A 19,007-nucleotide genomic window follows, 5' to 3' on the forward strand; every position below is an offset into this window, starting at 1 on the left:
TCGCACGCTCCCTTTCACCACTCGTTCGGGGTAATGGATATTGACGTGGACACTGTCAGGATTTCGGTCCTATGCGCCGCTTCATGCCCTCGGCACGGTCCGTGCCCGGCATCGGGCGGCGCCTGGGCTCCGTCACCGCGCACCAAGTGGAGTGCTCCCCCACCGTGGATTTCCTCGTCTTCCCCGACCACCCCGCCGGCCAGGCGCTGTGCCGCCTGCTGCCGGCCGGCCCGCCCGCGCACCTCCTGCGCCACCCCTCGGGGCGCCCCTGGATCGTCGGCCGCTGGACCGCCGACGAGGCGGTGACGGCCGAGGCCGGACCGCGCCGCGCGGTGCTGCTCGGCACCGCCTCGGCGAGCCCCGGCGCGCTGGCCCGGCTGCTGCCCGGCCCCGGCCACCTCGACGGCGTCGGGGAGCGCGTCCGCCGCATCCCGGGCAGCTATGTGCTGCTGACCGCCGCCGAAGGCGACCTGCGCTGCCGCGGCGACCTCGCGACCGTCCACCCCGTCCACCACGCCCGGATCGGCGGCATCACCGTCGCCGGCAACCGGCCCCAGGACCTGGCCGCGCTCGCCCGTGCCGCGGCCGGCGCGCACCCCCCCTGCGGCGCCCCCGGTACCGGCCTCGTCGACGAGGAGTCGCTGGCGCTGCGCCTGCTGTTCCCCTTCGCGCCACTCCCCCTGGCCCTGCGCCCGCTGTGGCGCTCGGTGCTCGCCGTACCCCCGGGCCATCACCTGACCCTGTACGCCAACGGGCGCCACAGCGTGGCCCGTTGGTGGCAGCCACCGGAGCCGGACGCCTCGCTGGAGCAGGCCGCGCAGACCGTGCGCCGGGCCCTGACCGACGCGGTCGCCGCCCGCGCCGACCGCGTCCGGCGGGCCGCCCACGGCGCGGCGGGGAGCGGCGGCACGCTCAGCGCCGACCTCTTCGGCGCCACCGACTCCGCCGGCCTCGCCTTCCTCGCGGCCCGCGAGGACGTCCCCCTGCTCACCGCGTCCTGGGGGTGCCGCCACCGCGGCGCCGACACCACGGGCGGCGCCCGCGCCGCGGCCCGCCCCGGCGCCGTACCCCACCAGCGCGAGCGGCCGGCCGGCCGCGACGGCTGCCGGCGGTCCTGCCCCTGCGACGGCGAACACCTCGTCCTGCCGTACGCCGAGGCCCCCACCTGGTACACCCCGCCCGACGACCCCGGACACCCCACCCCCGCCGACCCGGCCGCCCCGCTCGCCGCCTTCCACGAGGCCGCCCGCCTCGCCCACCTCGCCCGCCTGCTCGCCGCGCACGGCTCCCGGCTGCACCTGGCCGGCGTCGGCGCCGACGCGCTCTTCGCCCACCGCCCCGCGGCCCTCAACTCCCTGGCCCGCAGCGACCCGCGCACCGCCGCCCGGCGCGCCTGGACGGCCCACCACCTGTGCCACTGGAAGGCCCGCGACACCCTGCGCACCCTGCTGGGCGGCTGCTCCTACCCGCGGTGGCTGGCCGGCAGCGCACCACGGGTGGCCGTCACCGGCCCCCGGACCACCGGCGCCGACTGGGAGGTCCGTGCGGCCCTGCCGCCCTGGACGCACCCGGACGCCGTCGCCGTCGTCCGCCGGCTGCTGCGCGAGGCCGCGGCCCGGGCCCCCGAGCCGTTCGCACCGCTGCGCTCCCCGCACGAGACCGTCCGGGCCGCCGTCCGCGCCGGGGAGAGCGTCCGCGGCATCGCCGCCCTGGCCTCCGCCTACGGCATCGGCTACGAAGCGCCGTTCCTGGACGACGCCGTCATCGAGGCGGCGCTGACCCTGCGGCTCGCCGACCGCACCCGGGCCGGCGTCCACGCCCCGCTGCTGACCCGCGCCCTGCGCGGCATCGTCCCCGGCGCCGTACTCTCCCGCGGCACCACCGTCGGGCACGACGCCGAGGCCCGGACGGGGCTGCGCACCCACCGGGACGCCCTGGCCGCCCTGTGCGACGACTCACTGCTGGCCGAGCGCGGCCTGATCCGCCCCGGCGTCCTCAAGCACCACCTGACCTCGCCCCAGCCGTCCCCGCACACCGCGGACCCCACCCTCGCCACCGAGTACTGGCTCCGCGCGCACGACCCGGGCCGCACCCCCGCCCCCGAGGTGCCGGGCCCGGCCCTCAGCGTCCCGGCGCGGCGTCCGCGTCCCGCGGCCCGCAACTGACCTCCCCGGTCACCCCCATCACCCGGGCGTCCTCCGGCGGCAGCCACCCGTCGCCGGGGACGGACAGCCACCCGCCCCGCCGGGCGAACTCCCCGGCCACCGCCCGCAACGCGCCCAGCCCGGGGTGCCGCAGCCCCCGCCGCCACACCATCGACACCGGCGACAGCGGTACGGGGTCGACGACCGGCCGCAGCACCATCCCCGGCACCTCGATGAACTCCACACTCGCCAGCACCGACCACCCGCGCTTGCGCACCACCCGCACGAACTCCTGCGAACCCTCGATCTCCGGGAACGGCTCGGCCATCGCGATCCCGCGCCCGGCGAAGAGCCGCTCCGCCAGCTGTGTCCACTCCGCGGTCTGCGGGTTCCCGGCCGCCGCGTACAGCGTCTCGCCGGCCAGGTCCGCCAGCCGGACCGCGGCGTGCGCGGCCAGCGGATGGTCCGCGCGCAGCAGCACCGCCATCGGCTCCAGCCGCACCGGCTGGTGCGCGAGGCCGGCCCGGACGGCGGGCGGCAGGCCCGCGTACCGCCCGAAGGAGACGTCGAGCCGCCCGGCCGCGAGCTCCGCCGCCGCGCCCGTCAGCCCGCTGTGGAAGCGGGCGACCAGCTCGCAGCTGTCCGGAACCCGTCCCCTGGCCTCCTCCAGCACCCGGTGGGCGGTGCCGATCGGGACGCCGACGTCGACCAGCAGCGGCCGCTCGGGAGCCGGGGCGAAGGCGGCCGCCAGCTCCTCGTGCGCGGCCAGCACCCGCCGCGCGTACGGCAGCAGCCGCTCGCCGTCCGCGGTCAGCGTCACCTGGCGGGTGGTCCGCACGAACAGCGCCGCGCCCAACTCCCGCTCCAGGCGGCGGATATCGCGGCTGAGCGCCTGCTGGGCGACGTAGAGCCGCCCCGCCGCGCGGGTGAAGTGCAGCTCCTCGGCGACGGCGACGAACGCCCTGAGCAGACGCGGATCGATGGCGAACGGCATCCGGACATCCTGGCAGTGCCCGCCCCCGCCACACCCCTCACCCCGATTGACAACGCAAGTGCGTCAATGGGTGCCGATCAGGTGTTGGACCGGCGACGGGGGCAGCCGCGACCGTAGAGGCATGATCCTCTTCCTCGCCGCCCGACCGGTGGTCTCCCCCCCGCCCGGCCCCTCCCCCGCCCTCGGCCGCGCTCGCGCGGGGGGACCCCCAGGCGCCGCGGGAACCCGACCGCCCCTGCGCCCGGCCCCGCGCCGCCGCGCCCGGCCCGGCCTGCTCGCCCCCTACCGCCGGATCTTCGCCGTACCGGGCACCCGCGCCTTCACCGCCGCCAACCTCACGGCCCGCCTGCCGATGGGGATGCTCAGCGTCAGCGCGGTGCTGATGATCGCCGGTGTGCGCGGCTCCTACGCCCTGGCCGGTGCGGTCACCGCGACCGGGCTGGCGGCGACGGCGCTCGTCGGGCCGTGGACCGCCCGGCTCGTCGACCGCCACGGCCAGGCCCGCATCGCGGTCCCGGCCACCGCACTCGCCGTCCTCGGCTCGCTCTCCCTGCTGCTGTGCGTACGCCACGGCGCGCCCGACTGGACCCTGTTCGCCTCGTACGCCGCGACCGCCACCACGCCCAACACCGGCGGGATGTCCCGCGCCCGCTGGGCACACCTCTTCAGGGACGACCCGGCCGCCCGGCACACCGCCAACTCCTTCGAGCAGGCCGCCGACGAGCTGTGCTTCATGCTCGGGCCGGTACTGGCGACGCTGCTGTGCACCACCCTCTTCCCGGAGGCCGGCACGGCGGTGGCCGCGGCGCTGCTGCTGACCGGGGTCCTGCTCTTCGCCGCCCAGCGCCGCACCGAACCGCCGGTGGCCGCACGGGCGGCGGGCCGCACCCCGGCCAGGGGGTCGCTGCTGCGCCGGTCCGGCCTCGCACCGCTGCTGCTCACCTTCCTGTGCACCGGCGCGATCTTCGGCTCGCTGGAGGTCGTCACCGTCGCCTACGCCGACGACCACGGCATACGCTCCGCCGCGGGCGGCCTGCTGGCCCTCCAGGCGGCCGGATCCGGTGCGGCCGGACTGCTCTACGGCCTGCTGCGCCCGGCGGCCCGCGCCGCGCACCGCTTCGCGCTGTGCGTCGGCGCGATGGCCGCCCTGATGCTGCTGCCCGCGCTCGCCGCCCGGGCCGGGGGCCCGGCGGTACTGGCGGTCGCGCTCCTGGCGGCCGGTATGGCCACCGCGCCGGCCATGGTCACCGGCATGGGACTGGTCCAGTCCCGCACCCCCGAGGGCCGCCTGAACGAGGGCATGACGCTCGCCGTGACGGCCCTGCTGGGCGGCATCGCGGCCGGCTCGGCGACCGGCGGCTGGGCCGTGGAGCACCTGACGGGCCCCGGGCCCGCCTACCTCGTCCCCGCCGCGGCGGCCGCGCTCGCCCTGGCCGCGACCCTGCTCGCGCCCCGCCCCCGCTGAGTGCGCACCGCGGGCGGAACGCAAAACGGCCCAGGCCCCGCTCGTCCTGTCGGACGAACGAGGCCTGGGCCGTCACATGGGAATTGTGGAGATGGCGGGAATCGAACCCGCGTCCAACGGTGCGGAACCAGGGCTTCTCCGAGTGCAGTCCGCTGCGATTTTCTCGGCCCCGGAGATCACACGGACAAGTCTCCGACGGGCTCAGCCACTGTTTGATTTCCTTCTGGACCCCGTGACCGGGTCTAGAAGTTTAGTCCCCTAGCTGATGCCAGGATCCGGGTCGGGAACAGCCCCGGGCTGACACTTCGCAAGTCGCTACTTAGGCAGCGAGGGCGAAGGAATCGCGCTTGGTGTTGGCGATTATTGGTTTCGGCATATGGTTTACGAGATCATTGCCGCTTCCTCGACTCGCTTCCCCTGCTTCGACATCCGCTGTCGAAACCGATCATCCCCATGTTCAATTAAAAAACTGCATCGAAGTGATGCCTACGCCCCTCGTGGGGTGCGGAGCCATCGTACGTGAACAACGCGCGAGGTCGCCAGCGTATTTCCCCGCGGCCGGACGGCGTGGCCGGACGGCACGCGCACCTCAGGCCCGCTGCCGGCGGCGAGCCGCCGACACCGCCCGCTCCACCTCACGGCGGTCCTGCTGCTCGCGGAGCGTCTGCCGCTTGTCGTACTCCTTCTTGCCCTTGGCCAGCGCGATCTCGACCTTGGCCCGGCCGTCCTTGAAGTAGAGGGCCAGCGGCACGATCGTGTGCCCCGACTCCTGGCTCTTGGACTCCAGCTTGTCGATCTCGGCGCGGTGCATCAGCAGCTTCCGCTTGCGCCGGGCCGCGTGGTTGGTCCAGGTGCCCTGGGCGTATTCGGGGATATGTACGTTGTGCAGCCAGGCCTCATTGCCGTCGATCTGGATGAAACCGTCCACCAGCGACGCCCGGCCCTGGCGCAGCGACTTCACCTCGGTGCCGGTCAGCACCAGGCCACACTCATAGGTGTCCAGAATGTGGTAGTCGTGCCGCGCCTTCTTGTGCTGTGCCACGAGCTTGCGCCCGGGGCTCTTGCCCTTGTCCTTGTCCTTAGTCATAGTGCGGCCATTTTCGCACTAGGCACCGGCCCCGAGGCCACTCAATACTGTGCGGGCCCGTTTCTCGGCCTGGCCGGCGACGACCAGGTCGGGGGTGATGCCGGCGCCGTCCACCGCCCGCCCCGACGGAGTGCGGTAGTGGCCCACGGTCAGCTCGGCGACCGAGCCGTCGGCCAGCCGGCTGGGCATCTGCACCGAGCCCTTGCCGAAGGTCGGCGAACCCACCACGACCGCCCGGCCACGGTCCTGCAGCGCGCCGGCCAGCAGCTCGGCGGCGCTCATCGTCCCGCCGTCGACCAGCACGACGAGCGGGAGGCGGGTGTTGCCGCCGCGCTCGGCGTACAGGGCACGCTGGCTGCCCCGCATGTCGTAGGTGGCGACCAGGCCGCCGTCGAGGAAGGCGGAGGCGGTGGCGACGGACTCGGTGACCAGACCGCCGGTGTTGCCGCGCAGGTCGAGCAGCAGACCGCCGTGGGCGGAGGCCCGGCGCACCGCGCGGCGGACCTCCGCACCGGTGCCCTTGGCGAACGCGGCGATCTTGACGCGGGTCGGCCCCCGCGCTCCGGCGGGCCGGTCGGTGACGACGTTCTGGGTCCGCAGCCGGGTGCGGTGCAGGGTCACGCTCCAGTGGCGGGCGCCGCGCTCCACATCCAGCCGTACGGGGGTACCGGCGGCCGACCCGCCGGCGCCGTGCGGGGCGGCCCCGCGCAGCCGGGCGACGATCTCGGTGACCGGCCTGCCCCGGGTGGCCCGGCCGTCGACGGCGTGCAGCCGGTCCCCCACCTCGACGCCGGCCCGCGCGGCGGGGCCGCCGGGCTGGACCCGCGACACCTCGGTGCGGCCGCCCGCCGTCTGCCGCACCCACAGGCCGACACCGACGTACGCGCCGTCCAACTGCTCCTGGAAGGACTCGAACTCGCCCGGTGTGTAGATCGTCGACCAGCGGTCGCCGCTGCGGCTGACGACCTCGGCGGCGGCCTGGGAACCGGACTTCCCGTCCTCGATGGCTTCGCTCGCGGCCCGTTCGACGGCCGCGCGGTCGGCGGTGGCGGCGTCGGGTGCGTGCGCCCCGAAGGCCGTGCGGTCCGCGGCCGTACGGCTCGCGGCACGCTCGCCGTGATCGCTCCAGGTGCCGGTCGCGGCGCCGGTGGCGAGCACGCCGGCGAGAAACAACGTCAGGGCCGCCCCGCGGCGAATGCGGCGGGGCCGGTCGTACGAACACGGGCCCGACATGCCGGTGAGTCTAGGGGACAAAGGGGCGCCGCACGGCGAGTTGACCGTACGGCGCCCTTGGCAAAGCTCACACCTTGAGGTACTTGCGGCTCACACCTTGAGGTACTTGCGCAGCGCGAAGAACGCGGCGAGCGCGGGCATCAGCAGACCGATCAGCAGCACCAGCGGCAGGACCGCCACCACCGAGTCCCAGCCGATGAAGTTGATCACCTGGATCTTCTCCGCCAGCCAGTTGTTGACGAGGATGTACTTGCCGCCGACGATCAGCACACAGGCGAAGGCCGCGCCGAGCAGGCCCGCGATGGCCGCCTCCAGGATGAACGGCATCTGGATGTAGAAGCTGGACGCCCCCACCAGCCGCATGATCCCGGTCTCCCGCCGCCTGCTGAACGCCGACACCCGGACGGTGTTGACGATCAGCATCAGCGCGACGACGAGCATCAGCCCCATCACACACAGCGCGGCGATGTTCATGCCGTTGAGGAGGTTGAACAGCGGCTCGACGGTGTCGCGTTGGTCCTGCACCTCCTGGACACCGGGCCGCTCGGAGAACGCCGACTTGATGACCGTGAACTTCGTCGGGTCCTTGAGCTTGACCCGGAAGGACTCCGGCAGCTGGTCGGGCGTCACCAGGCCGGCGACCGGCGTGTCGCCGAACTGCTCCTTGTAGTGCTTGTAGGCCTGGTCGCTGGACTCGTAGGTCACGTCCTGCACGATCGGCAGGTTGTTCAGCTCGGTCTTGATGTCGTCCTTCTGCTGCTGGGTGGCCGCACCCTTGGCACAGTTGGCGCCGGTTTCGGCGTCGTTCTTGTTGCAGAAGAAGATGGAGACGTTGACCTTGTCGTACCAGTAGCCCTTCATCGTGCTGACCTGGTCGCGCATCAGCAGCGAGGCGCCGAACAGGCCCAGCGAGAGGGCTACGGAGACGATGACGGCGAACGTCATCGTGAGGTTTCGGCGGAGACCGACGCCGATCTCCGACAGGACGAACTGGGCGCGCATGGCGTCCTTTCAGTGCTGGGGGCCGTACACGCTTAGTGCTGGTAGCCGTACACGCCGCGCGACTGGTCGCGGACGAGCCGGCCCTTCTCGAGTTCCATGACCCGCTTGCGCATCTGGTCGACGATCTGCTGGTCGTGGGTGGCCATGACCACCGTCGTACCGGTCCGGTTGATCCGGTCCAGCAGCTTCATGATGCCGACCGAGGTCTGCGGGTCGAGGTTGCCGGTGGGCTCGTCCGCGATCAGCAGCATCGGGCGGTTGACGAAGGCCCGTGCGATGGCGACGCGCTGCTGCTCACCACCGGAGAGCTCGCCCGGCATACGGTCCTCCTTGCCGCCGAGGCCGACGAGTTCGAGGACCTCGGGGACCGTCTTGCGGATCTGGCCGCGCGGCTTGCCGATGACCTCCAGGGCGAAGGCGACGTTCTCCCCGACGGTCTTGTTGGGGAGCAGCCGGAAGTCCTGGAAGACCGTGCCCACCTGGCGCCGCATCTGCGGGACCTTCCAGTTGGAGAGCTTGCCGAGGTCCTTGCCGAGCACGTGCACATGGCCATGGCTGGCCCGTTCCTCACGCAGCAGCAGCCGCAGGAAGGTGGACTTGCCGGAGCCCGAGGAGCCCACCAGGAAGACGAACTCGCCGCGCTCGATCTCGAGCGAGACGTCCCTGAGTGCGGGACGGTTCTGCTTCGGGTAGGTCTTGGAGACGTTGTCGAATCGGATCACAGATGCACCACGGTCGACCTGGATAGGGGCACGGTTGCCGAGTTGCGGCTCCCGTCGGTGTGCGTGACCATACGCGAACCTCGCAGCACGGTGCAGTCGCCGTGGGCGGTTGGTGCGTTTATTCACGGCATCTACGGGACAAAAGGCGCACAATCTCGCGGGGCGCGCCGTTCCCTCCAGGAGCTGGCACAGTGGTAGGGGGAACCAATGCGCCGTCCGGTGCGTTGGTGCAGTGGAGAAGGAGGTCGCATGACGTACGACCGACTGGTGTGCGCCAACTGCGCGGCCCCTGTGAGCGAGGGCCGCTGCCCTGTGTGCCGGGCGAGCAGAGAACGGCTCCAGCAGCAGGCGGGCGGTATCTTCGCCCAGCTCAGCCCCGCGATGCTGGTGGCTTTGATGATCGCGCTGTTCGCGGTCGGTGTGCTGCTCCACCAGGCCGTCTGACCCGCCGGATCCGTTACGCGGCGGAGTCGGGGCCCCCGCCTGGTAGCGGCCCGTGACAAACGAACGCCAAGGGGCCCGGGACGCTGCTGCGTCCCGGGCCCCTTGTGGTGCCGCGTCAGCGTCAGGCCGCTGCCGCGCCGCCGCCGTTCTTGTTGATCAGACGGGGCAGCATACGGAAGCCGACACCGCCCGCGATCATCGTGGCCGCACCGATGAGCAGGACGGTGGTACCGGAGGAACCGGTCTCCGCCAGCTCGCCACCCTTGGCCTGCTGCTTGGCCTGGCCGGGGGTGTCGCCGATCTGCTCCTTGCCCTGACCGGGCTGCTCGATCGGCTTGGAGCCCTCGTTGTCGGTGCCGGTACCGGTGGAGTCGCCGCTGGTGTTGCCACCAGAGTTCCCGTTGCCACCCGAGTTTCCGTTGCCGCCCGAGTTTCCGGTGCTGCCGGAGTTACCCGTGCTGCCGCTGTCGCCGGTGCTGCCGGAGTCACCGGTGCTGCCGCTGTCGCCGGTGCTGCCGCTGTCGCCAGTGCTGCCGGAGTCACCGGTGCTGCCACTGTCGCCGGTGCTGCCGGAGTCACCGGTGCTGCCGCTGTCGCCGGTGCTGCCGGAGTCACCGGTGCTACCGGAGTCCCCAGTGCTGCCGCTGTCACCGGTGCTGCCGGAGTCACCGCCGATCTCGCCGCCGGTGGTGCCGGAGTCACCGCCGATCTCGCCGCCGATGCCGCCGGTGTCGCCACCCGTGTCGCCGCCGGTGTCGCCACCGGAGTCGCCGCCGCCGATGATCCCGCCGATGATGCCGCCGATGATCCCGCCGTCCGAGCCGCCGGTCTCACCCGGGCTGGCCGCGGAAGCGGCGCCGGCCGCGGTGAGCGACGCACCCGCCGCGATCACCGCACCGGCCGCAATGCGCGCTACGCGCAGCCGCGTCTTCTTCGTCATGTACTGCTACCCCCAGTAGCTGAACTCGTCATTGGAGCACCGCTGCACGGGGCGACGAGCCGATGGGGGTAGGCGAGTTTTGGCCACGGAATGCCGACCGGCCACTCTTCCCCCGTTCATACACGCGCCCCAGAACATACGCATGCCGCGCTCAGCCTTCCCAGTCAGGCCGACATCGTCAAGGTCGAATAAAGTCTCGATGTCCGAATTGCCAAGGGATGGGCGGTACATGGACATACGACTGTGACCAAACCGCCACAGCAAAAACAACTGCCTCCCCGAGGGAGGCAGTTGTTTCGCGTGTTCTCCGGCCCGGGCCGCTACTTCTCCTGCTGCTTGCGCCAGCGGATTCCGGCCTCCAGGAAGCCGTCGATGTCGCCGTCCAGCACAGCGGTGGGGTTGCCGACCTCGAACTCCGTGCGCAGGTCCTTGACCATCTGGTACGGGTGCAGGACGTACGAACGCATCTGGTTGCCCCAGGAGTTGCCGCCGTCGCCCTTGAGCGCGTCCATCTTGGCCTGCTCCTCCTGGCGGCGGCGCTCGAGGAGCTTGGCCTGCAGGACGTTCATCGCGGTCGCCTTGTTCTGGATCTGCGAGCGCTCGTTCTGGCAGGAGACGACGATGCCGGTGGGGATGTGCGTCAGCCGGACCGCGGAGTCGGTGGTGTTGACGCCCTGGCCGCCGGGGCCCGAGGAGCGGTACACGTCCACCCGCAGCTCCGACTCGTCGATCTCGATGTGGTCGGTCTGCTCGACGACGGGCAGCACCTCGACACCGGCGAAGGACGTCTGGCGGCGGCCCTGGTTGTCGAACGGCGAGATGCGCACCAGGCGGTGCGTGCCCTGCTCGACGGAGAGCGTGCCGTAGGCGTAGGGGACGTTCACCGCGAAGGTGGTCGACTTGATGCCGGCCTCTTCCGCGTACGAGGTCTCGTACAGCTCGGTCTTGTAGCCGTGCCGCTCGGCCCAGCGCAGATACATCCGCTGCAGCTTCTCGGCGAAGTCGGCGGCGTCCACGCCACCGGCCTCGGCACGGATGTTGACGACCGCCTCACGGGAGTCGTACTCACCGGACAGGAGGGTGCGCACCTCCAGCTCCTCGACGGCCTTGCGGACCTCCGCGAGCTCCGCCTCGGCCTCGGCGCGGGTCTCCTCGTCGCCCTCGGCCTCGGCGAGCTCGAAGAGCACCTCGAGGTCGTCGACCCGGCCGCGCAGCTCCTCGGCGCGGCGCAGCTGGCCCTGGAGGTAGGACAGCTGGCTGGTCACCTTCTGAGCGCTCTCCGGGTCGTCCCACAGGGACGGCGCCGCCGCTTGCTCCTCAAGCACGGCGATGTCGGCCCTCATCTTGTCGAGGTCCAGGACGGCCTCGATCGACCCCATGGTCGAGGAGAGGGACTTCAGCTCTTCGGATACATCGACGACTGCCACGCACCCAGCCTAACGGCTACCACCGACAACCTGACCCGCCCCGGCGGACCGGGTCCCCGGAGGGCGTGTCCCCGCCGGAGAACACGCACCACCCGGGGTCGTCACACGGTCACGGAGCGTCCCGCTCGGACTGGTGGACACCCGGCGTGGCGTCGCCGGCGTCGTCGTCACCCGAGGCCAGCCAGCCGCCCAGCCCCGCCGCCACGACCACCACCGCGGCGGCCGCGCCGAGCCTGGTCCGGCGCCGGCGCACCGCCTCCGGGGACGCGCGGTGGCGGGCCGAGCCCGCCCTGCGCTCACCGGACGCCCGGGGGGCGCGGGCGGTGCCGTGCGCGCCGCCCGCCAGCTCGTCCGGGCCCGGGACCCGCATGCTGGTGTGCGTCTCCCGGTTGGAGTCCGGGGCCGAGCCCTGGACCAGGGGGACCGCGCCGCGCGGCGGCGTGGCCTCGCCCGCCACCGGGGGGTAGAACGATTCCTCGCGGGACCTGCCGGCCGCGCCCTCCTGCTCGTCCTCCGGCTGCTCGTCGTCCGGCTCGTCGATGTCCAGCGGCGGCATACCGGCCAGTCCGGGCAGCAGCTCGCGCAGCCGGGCGGCCAGCTCCGGGGCCCGCAGCCGGGAGGCGGGCGCCTTGGCCAGGCACTGCAGCAGCAGCTGCCACAGCTCGTCGGGGATCCCGGGCAGCGGCGCCACGCTCTCGGTGACATGGCGGCGCAGCACCGCCCCGGGGTGGCCTCCCCCGAAGGGCGTGAACCCGGCGAGCATCTCGTACAGGACCGTCGCCAGCGCGTAGACGTCCACGGAGGCGCGCGGCGGCAGGCCCTCGATGATCTCCGGGGCGAGGTAGTCGGGGGTGCCGATGACCTTGGTCGAGCGCAGCGGGACGGCGGTACCCCCGGCGGGAGTCCCCCGGCCGGCGCCGGGAGGCGCCCCCAGGGGCAGGGTCCGGCGCGGCGAGTCGACGAGCCGGGCGATGCCGAAGTCGGTCAGCAGGGCGGGGTGCGCGCCACCGGGGCCGAGCGGGCCCTGCATGTCCAGCAGGACGTTCTCGGGCTTGACGTCGCGGTGCACGATGCGCGCGGTGTGCGCGGCGGCGAGCCCGTCGGCGACGTCCGCGGCGATCGCCACCGCTGCCTCCGGGGCCAGCCGGCGCTCGCGCTCCAGACGGGTGCGCAGGTCGGTCCCCCGTACGAGGTCCATCACCAGCGCCAGGTCGTTGCCGTCGACGACCAGGTCGCGCACGCCGACGACATGCGGGTCCTCCAGGCCCAGCAGCGCCGCCCGCTCCTGCACGAAGCGGCCGACGAGCTCCTGGTCGGAGGCGAGGTCCTCACGCAACAGCTTGATGGCCACGGCCCCTTCGGGACCCTCGCCCAGCCATACCGTGCCGGCGCTGCCGCGCCCCAGGATCTGGTGGGCGGTGTACCGGCTGCCGATCTTCCGTGCCAAGACTGCTCCGACGTGTCGGGCCCCCGAGCGTCCTGCGGGGGCTGAGGTTGGCGTCAAAGCTACGCGGATGCCACCGGGTTCATTGCCCCGGACGGCGGCAACCTTCACTTCTGTGAGCGAAATTGCCCGGAGAAGTCGACAAATCAACGAAGCCGCCCGTGGAGCCGCCGTGCGGCGCACGGGGACCACGGGCGGCTTCGCGTCAGCCGCCGAGTTTGTTCACGAACTGCTCGACGTCGCGGTACATGTGCCCGATCTGGGAGAAGAAGCCGCGGGTCGTGCCGATCCACTCCTGGAGCGGGGTGAGCTCCCAGATCAGCCAGGCGGCCACGAACAGCAGTATCAGCGTGAACAGGCAGCCCTTGAGGCAGCCGAGACCCGGGATCTTCATCGGGTTGGCGCTGCGCTGACGGGGCTCCCGCCAGGGCCGGGGCTCCGGCGCGGGCGGCCGCTGCGGCTCGTAGCGCTGCGGCGGCGGCTCCTGGCGGCGCTGCGGGGCCGGCGGCCGCTGCTGCGCGTACGGCGCCGGAGCGGGCTGCTGGCGGTACTGCGGCTGCTGCGGGGCGGCCGGGCGGCGCTGCGGGCGGCGGCGCAGCGGGTCCTGGGTGGGGTCCAGGTACTGCACCTGGGTCTGCTCGTTGCGGTCGCGGGCGGCCCGCATCTGCGACTCCCACGGATGGGGGCCGTCGGGCTCCGGCGGACCACCGGCCGGCGCGCCCATGGGCATCGGCGGCATCGCGCGGGTCGGGTCGGCATCGCGACCACCGGGGCCGCCGGTGGACGGCAGCACGCTGGTGGCCGCCGCCGGGTCGTAGCCGCCGGCCCCGGGGCCCGAGGGAAGCACCTGGGTGGGCTCGGCGTCGCCTCCGGCGGCCTGGCCGTCCGCGCCGGTACCGGGGACGGACGCGGGCGCCGGGTCCGGGGCGAGCAGCGCGGCGACGCCGAGCGCCGCCTCGGCCTGCGCGGGGGTGGCGTGCACGCCGATCCCGGAGGCGACGGTGCGCAGCGCACGGGCGAGGTTCTCGGCGCTGGGCCGCTCCTCGGGGCGCTTGCTCAGGCAGCGCTCTATGACCGTCCACAGCGGCTCGGGAAGCGTGCTGGGGCGGCGCGGCTCCTCGCTCAGGTGGCGGTGCAGCACCTCCAGGGCGGTCGACCCCGCGAACGGGGGACGGCCGGTGACCAGCTCGTACAGCAGGATGCCGGCGCCGTAGACGTCCACCGCGGAGGTCTGCGGACGGCCCTCGGCGGACTCCGGCGCCACATAGGCGGGGGTCCCGACGAACTCGTGGGTGCGGGTCAGGCCCGGGGAGTCGGCGAGCCGGGCGATGCCGAAGTCCGTCAGCATCGGATGCATCTCGCCGCCGTCGGACCCGGCCAGCAGGACGTTGGCGGGCTTGAGGTCGCGGTGCACCACGCCGTCGGCGTGGCTGGCGGCCAGCGCGTCGGCGATCTGGGCGGTCAGCAGGGCGGCCGCCACCGGGCTGAAGGGGCCGTTGTCGCGCAGATAGCGGTGCAGGTCCGGGCCGTCGACCAGGTCCATGACCAGCGCGAGCAGATCGCCCTCGACGACCAGGTCCCGGGTGCGGACGATGTTGGGGTGGGTCAGCCGCAGCAGGACGGAGCGCTCGCGCAGGAAGCGCATCACCACGTCCGCGTCGTGCGCCAGCTCCTCCTTGAGGACCTTGATCGCGACCGTCTCACCGGGCTGTCCTGCCACGGCGGCCTCGGCGCCCGCCGTCTCCCGCTGGCGGGCACGCCAGACGGTGCCCGTGGCGCCGCGTCCCAGCGGCTCCTCGAGCAGGTACTTGCTGCCTACCGGCCGCACGTCATGCGCTCCCTGGTCGTGATGGATCTCTTGCCTGGCCCGCTGGGTCAGCCGCGGCCGTCCGATCCACTGTAGTGCCGTCGCACAAGCTTTTCGGTCCGGCGGACCGGGCGGGGCTTGTGGGGAAGACGCGCGTTTCGGACAGATGGTTGCCCGCCGCCGGCGGCGCCCGCCCGGCGGGCCGCACCACCCGATCGGGGATGGTTCCGAGATGACCATGGCAGCGCGAATCCGGCCGTGCACCGCGTACAAGCAGGCACTTTTTCGTCCTTAGAAGACCAATCAAGATCACTGATTGACGGTCGGCGGGCGTGTTGTCAGCGGCAGGTGCGAGGATGCACCCAGCACGAAGCGGTGGGGGCGCGGTCTTTGTCGCGGCGTGCACTTGGGACTTGTACGTGCCGACGTGCTCGGGCTGGCGGGGGGAGCGAGCGGCCCCCTGCCGAAGCCCCGGCAGAAGGGACCGTTGACGGCGATGCAGATCCGGCTGACCGTCCTCGGGCCGCGCAGCGGCCACACCACACGGGCCTGCGACGTGCTCGTGACCGCTCCCGCCGGCACCGCCCTGGCGGCCGTGGCCGGCTCGCTCGCGGCCTCCGTGGCGGGCGCGGGCGCGGAGGCCGGCAGCGGCCCCGTCGTGCTGTACGCCGGCTCCGAGCGCCTCGACCCGCAGCGCGCCGCGATCGGCGAGCCCCCGCTGATCGACGGCGCGGTGCTCTCCCTCCAGGGCCCCGGCCCCGCCCCCGCCCACGGCCTGCCCCACGGCACCGCGCGGCTGCGCGTCGTCTCCGGGCCCGACGCCGGCGGCGTCCATCTGCTGCACGGCGGCCAGATCCGCATCGGCCGCTCCGCCGACGCCGACGTCCCCCTCGACGACCCGGACGTCTCCCGGCTGCACTGCGCCGTGACGGTCGAGCCGGACGGCTCGGTGCACGTCGCCGACCTGCGCTCCACCAACGGCACCGTCGTCGACGGCGGCGACCTCGGTGAACGGCCCGCTCCGCTGCGCCCCGGCGCCCTGCTGCGCATCGGCGAATCCGCCCTCCGCCTCCAGTCCGCCCCCAGCACCCCCGACCCCGCCCTGCGCACCACCCCCGACGGCGAGGGGCAGCTGCGCATCGCCCCGGGGACGGACGGCTCCCCCACCGGGACCGGCGCCGACACCCCGCCCGGCGCGTACGACCGCGGCCCCCAAGGCGCCGCCGCGACCACCCCCGTACCCCCGCCCCGCACCGCACCGCCCACGGGCCCGGCGACGCGACGCGACACACCGCTGCGCGGCACCCCCACGCAGGACACCTGGCAACCGCCCGGCGCCGGGGACGGCCACGGCTACAGCGCCCCGTACGGCGGCGCCGCGGACGCCCTTCCCGACGCCGCCACCGCCCACGGCTACGGCCACGGCTTCGACCGCGCCACCGGCACCGCCGACGGATTCGGCCCCGCGTTCCGCGAGGAGCCGGCCGAGCGCGCCCCCACCGGTGCGCAGGACCTGACGCACGGCGGACAGCGGGCGCTGGCGCCCGCCGACGAGGTGCCCGGCGACGAGGCGCCCCGCAAGGGCGGCCGGCGGGGCGGGATCGGCGCCTGGGCGCGGCGGCTGGCCGGCGGCCGGCCCGCCGTGGAGCGCCCGGACGACGCCCGTACCGACTTCGCCGCCCGCTACGAGCCGGACGGCGCCCCCGCCCCCAGGGGAACCACCGTCGGCGCGCAGGGCGCCGCGGGCCCCTCCGGGCCGGCCGAGCACGAGCGCTGGCCGGACGCCGCCGCGGTCCTGCTCACCGCGCTCGGCCCGGGGCCCCGGCTCTGGGAGCGCGGCCGGGACCACCCCGACGCCCTGGCCGTCCGCCTGGGGACGACCAGCCGCGGCGGCGGCCGGAGCGCCGTACCGGTCACCGTCGAGCTGCGCCGGGCGGGCTCCCTGGGCCTGGCCGGACCCCGCGCCCGGCTCGCCGGACTGGCCCGCTCCGCCGTCGCCCAGCTCGCCGCCCTGCACTCCCCCGGCACCCTGGAAATCGTGCTGATCAGCGCGGACCGGGCGCGCGCCACCGAGGAGCGGGTGGCGGACTGGTCCTGGCTGGGCTGGCTGCCGCACGTCCGCCCCGCACACGGCCAGGACTGCCGGCTGCTGCTCGCCTACGACCGGGAGCAGGCCACGGCCCGCACCTCGGAGCTGGCACGGCGGCTCGACGACAGCCCCCTGGGCCCCGGCTGGGCCAGCGCCGAACGCGCCGAGATCGCCTCCGCCGCCGCCCACCACCAAGGCCCGTACACCCTGGTGATCGTGGACGGCGACCCCGGCTCGTCGGCGCTGCGCGAGACCACCGCCCGCCTCGCCTCGGGCGGCCCGGCGGCCGGTATCCACCTCCTGTGCCTGGCGGAGACCCCGGCCGCCTCCCCCGCCTTCCCGCTGGCCTCGACGTACGAGGCGGCCCGCACGGCGTCACCCGCCTTCGGCGAGTGCGGAGCGGTCGCGGTGCTCAGCGGCGACGTCGCCACGGCGCTGCGCGTGGTCCAGCCGGGCTCCGGACCGAACGGCACGGTCGCGACGGTCGACGCGGTCTCCGGCGCCTGGGCGGACCGCTTCGCGCGGGCGCTGGCGCCGCTGCGCGAGACCGACGCCGCGGCGACCGCCGACGGCTCCGCGGTGCCCCGCGCGGCCGTCCCGCTGCCCGATTCGGCGCGACTGCTGGACGAGCTGGGGCTGGCCCGCGCCACCCCGGCGTCGCTGATGGCCCGTTGGGCCGCCACCCTGGACACCGACCGGGCCGGCGCCGCGGCGGTGCTCGGCGCGGGACCGCACGGCCCGCTCCACGCCGACCTGGCCGCCGACGGCTCGCATCTGCTCCTGGAGGGCGCGCCGGCCACCGGCAAGACCGAGCTGCTGCGGTCGCTGGCGGCGTCGCTGGCCGCCGCCGACCGCCCGGATCTGCTGTCGCTGGTGCTGGTGGACGGCGGCGGCAGCGAACGCGGCGAGGGGCTGCGGGTGTGCACGGACCTGCCGCACGTCACGACGTACCTCGCCGCCTCCGACCCGGTCCGGATGCGGGAGTTCGCCCAGGCGCTGTCCTCGGAGCTGAAGCGGCGCACGGAAATACTGGCCGGCACGCCCTTCGCCGAGTGGCGCGCCAAACACCTCCCGGCACCGCGGATCATCGCCCCGCGCCGCTCGACCGAAGGCGGTCACGGAGAGCAGGAACCAATCACTCTCCGTAATCGTTGCCGAAACAAGGAGGAGGAGAGCGGCACACCGGCGGACTCGTCGACAACCGGCACGCTACGGCTCCGCGCCCGCAGCGGAGCCACCGCCGAGGACACCGCCACCGGATCCCCGGAGCCCGCCGCGCCGATGCCCCGGCTCTTCGTCCTCGTCGACGACTTCGACGCACTGGTCGCCCCGGCCCTGGGCAGCCCCGGCCGGCCCGCCGCCGGTTCCGTCGTACGGGCGCTGGAAGCGGTGGCCCGCGACGGGGCGGCCCTCGGCGTCCACCTGATAGCCGCGACCGGCCACCCGGACCGCACAGCCGAGACCGCGACCAGCGAACGGGCCGGCCTGCGCGTCGAACTGGGCGCGGCCGCCGACCCCTCGGAGCCGGTACCGCCCGGCCGGGGCCGGCTGCACCGCGCGGCGGACGGCTCCTCGACACCGTTCCAGGCGGGCCGGGTCACCGGCCGGATACCCCGCACCTCCACGCTGCGGCCGACCGTCGTACCGCTCGAATGGCAGCGGATGGGCGACCCCCCTGCCCGGCGCCCGCTGCGTGAGTTGGGCAACGGCCCGACGGACCTGGCCCTGCTGGCCAGCGCGCTGCAGAGGGCGGCACAGTCCTCGGGCGCACCGTCCGCTCCACCCTTGGTGTGAGCGGGGCGGCCCTGGGTGTCGCCCGCATCCGAGCCCCCGGGTGTCGCCCGTATCCGAGCCCCGGTGTCGGCGTATGCGAACCCCAGGTGTCGCCGTATGCGGGCACCAGGTGTCGCCGGAATCCGAGGTGTCGCCCATGCCCTCCCCCGTCCTGTGCCGTTGGGCCTGGCGTAGTCGCTGATCCCGTAACAGGCCCATCACGAAAGGTGAGTTGGCGGCGACGGCGGTATTGCGGAGCCCGTGGCCAGGGCGTAGACCTGTCGCACACCACCACCGCACACACAACCGCACAGAGGCTCGACACCACCGCACCACGCAACACCACCGCACCACGCACCGGACCAGAAGCACCGCACCACCCACCGCACCACGACACCACCGCACCACGGACCGGACCAGAAGCACCGCACCACGG

The 19,007-nt window shown here is 74.0% G+C and carries 13 protein-coding genes and 1 other RNA gene; 4 read left to right on the forward strand and 10 right to left on the reverse strand.

Annotated features, from left to right (window positions below):
- The first annotated feature begins 83 nt into the window (after positions 1-83).
- Positions 84-2,165 (forward strand): asparagine synthase-related protein, encoded by a 2,082-nt coding sequence (locus ACFWZH_RS29560; protein WP_384437869.1) that lies wholly within the window; start codon positions 84-86, stop codon positions 2,163-2,165.
- Here ACFWZH_RS29560 and ACFWZH_RS29565 read toward each other — a convergent pair.
- Positions 2,122-3,138, reverse strand: a complete 1,017-nt coding sequence (locus ACFWZH_RS29565; protein WP_384437872.1) for a LysR family transcriptional regulator — start codon at positions 3,136-3,138, stop codon at positions 2,122-2,124. The genes ACFWZH_RS29560 and ACFWZH_RS29565 overlap by 44 nt on opposite strands.
- Before the next feature lie 121 nt (positions 3,139-3,259).
- Here ACFWZH_RS29565 and ACFWZH_RS29570 point away from each other — a divergent pair, with 121 nt between their 5' ends.
- Positions 3,260-4,603, forward strand: coding sequence for an MFS transporter (locus ACFWZH_RS29570; RefSeq protein WP_384437875.1), 1,344 nt, complete (start codon positions 3,260-3,262; stop codon positions 4,601-4,603).
- 83 nt (positions 4,604-4,686) lie between these two features.
- Here ACFWZH_RS29570 and ssrA read toward each other — a convergent pair.
- The 5 genes from ssrA to ftsE form a co-directional block, all read right to left on the reverse strand.
- Positions 4,687-5,056, reverse strand: a transfer-messenger RNA (tmRNA) gene (ssrA, locus tag ACFWZH_RS29575).
- 136 nt (positions 5,057-5,192) lie between these two features.
- On the reverse strand, positions 5,193-5,690 hold the full coding sequence (gene smpB / locus ACFWZH_RS29580; protein ID WP_384437878.1) for an SsrA-binding protein SmpB: 498 nt from the start codon (positions 5,688-5,690) through the stop codon (positions 5,193-5,195).
- 18 nt (positions 5,691-5,708) lie between these two features.
- Positions 5,709-6,923, reverse strand: a complete 1,215-nt coding sequence (locus tag ACFWZH_RS29585; protein ID WP_384437880.1) for a S41 family peptidase — start codon at positions 6,921-6,923, stop codon at positions 5,709-5,711.
- Between the two features lie 90 nt (positions 6,924-7,013).
- The gene (ftsX, locus tag ACFWZH_RS29590) at positions 7,014-7,925 is read right to left on the reverse strand and encodes a permease-like cell division protein FtsX (protein ID WP_384437883.1); all 912 of its coding nucleotides are present in this window, start codon (positions 7,923-7,925) and stop codon (positions 7,014-7,016) included.
- A 32-nt stretch (positions 7,926-7,957) separates the two neighbouring features.
- A complete protein-coding gene (ftsE, locus tag ACFWZH_RS29595; protein WP_018091242.1) occupies positions 7,958-8,647 on the reverse strand; it encodes a cell division ATP-binding protein FtsE in 690 nt (229 codons plus the stop codon).
- 249 nt (positions 8,648-8,896) lie between these two features.
- Here ftsE and ACFWZH_RS29600 point away from each other — a divergent pair, with 249 nt between their 5' ends.
- Positions 8,897-9,091, forward strand: a complete 195-nt coding sequence (locus tag ACFWZH_RS29600) for a hypothetical protein (RefSeq protein ID WP_384437887.1) — start codon at positions 8,897-8,899, stop codon at positions 9,089-9,091.
- Positions 9,092-9,212: 121 nt separating this feature from the next.
- Here ACFWZH_RS29600 and ACFWZH_RS29605 read toward each other — a convergent pair whose 3' ends face one another.
- The 4 genes from ACFWZH_RS29605 to ACFWZH_RS29620 form a co-directional block, all read right to left on the reverse strand.
- A complete protein-coding gene (locus ACFWZH_RS29605; RefSeq protein WP_384437890.1) occupies positions 9,213-10,031 on the reverse strand; it encodes a hypothetical protein in 819 nt (272 codons plus the stop codon).
- Between the two features lie 320 nt (positions 10,032-10,351).
- Entirely contained in the window at positions 10,352-11,458 is a 1,107-nt protein-coding gene (gene prfB / locus ACFWZH_RS29610; RefSeq protein WP_384437893.1) for a peptide chain release factor 2, read from the reverse strand.
- A 109-nt stretch (positions 11,459-11,567) separates the two neighbouring features.
- Positions 11,568-12,905, reverse strand: coding sequence for a serine/threonine-protein kinase (locus ACFWZH_RS29615; RefSeq protein ID WP_384437896.1), 1,338 nt, complete (start codon positions 12,903-12,905; stop codon positions 11,568-11,570).
- Positions 12,906-13,107: 202 nt separating this feature from the next.
- Positions 13,108-14,730 (reverse strand): protein kinase, encoded by a 1,623-nt coding sequence (locus tag ACFWZH_RS29620; protein WP_384437899.1) that lies wholly within the window; start codon positions 14,728-14,730, stop codon positions 13,108-13,110.
- A gap of 475 nt (positions 14,731-15,205) precedes the next feature.
- Here ACFWZH_RS29620 and ACFWZH_RS29625 point away from each other — a divergent pair, with 475 nt between their 5' ends.
- Positions 15,206-18,592 (forward strand): FtsK/SpoIIIE domain-containing protein, encoded by a 3,387-nt coding sequence (locus tag ACFWZH_RS29625; protein WP_384437941.1) that lies wholly within the window; start codon positions 15,206-15,208, stop codon positions 18,590-18,592.
- Positions 18,593-19,007: the final 415 nt, after the last annotated feature.

It is taken from the genome of Streptomyces sp. NPDC059008 (assembly GCF_042749045.1).
Classification (GTDB): domain Bacteria; phylum Actinomycetota; class Actinomycetes; order Streptomycetales; family Streptomycetaceae; genus Streptomyces.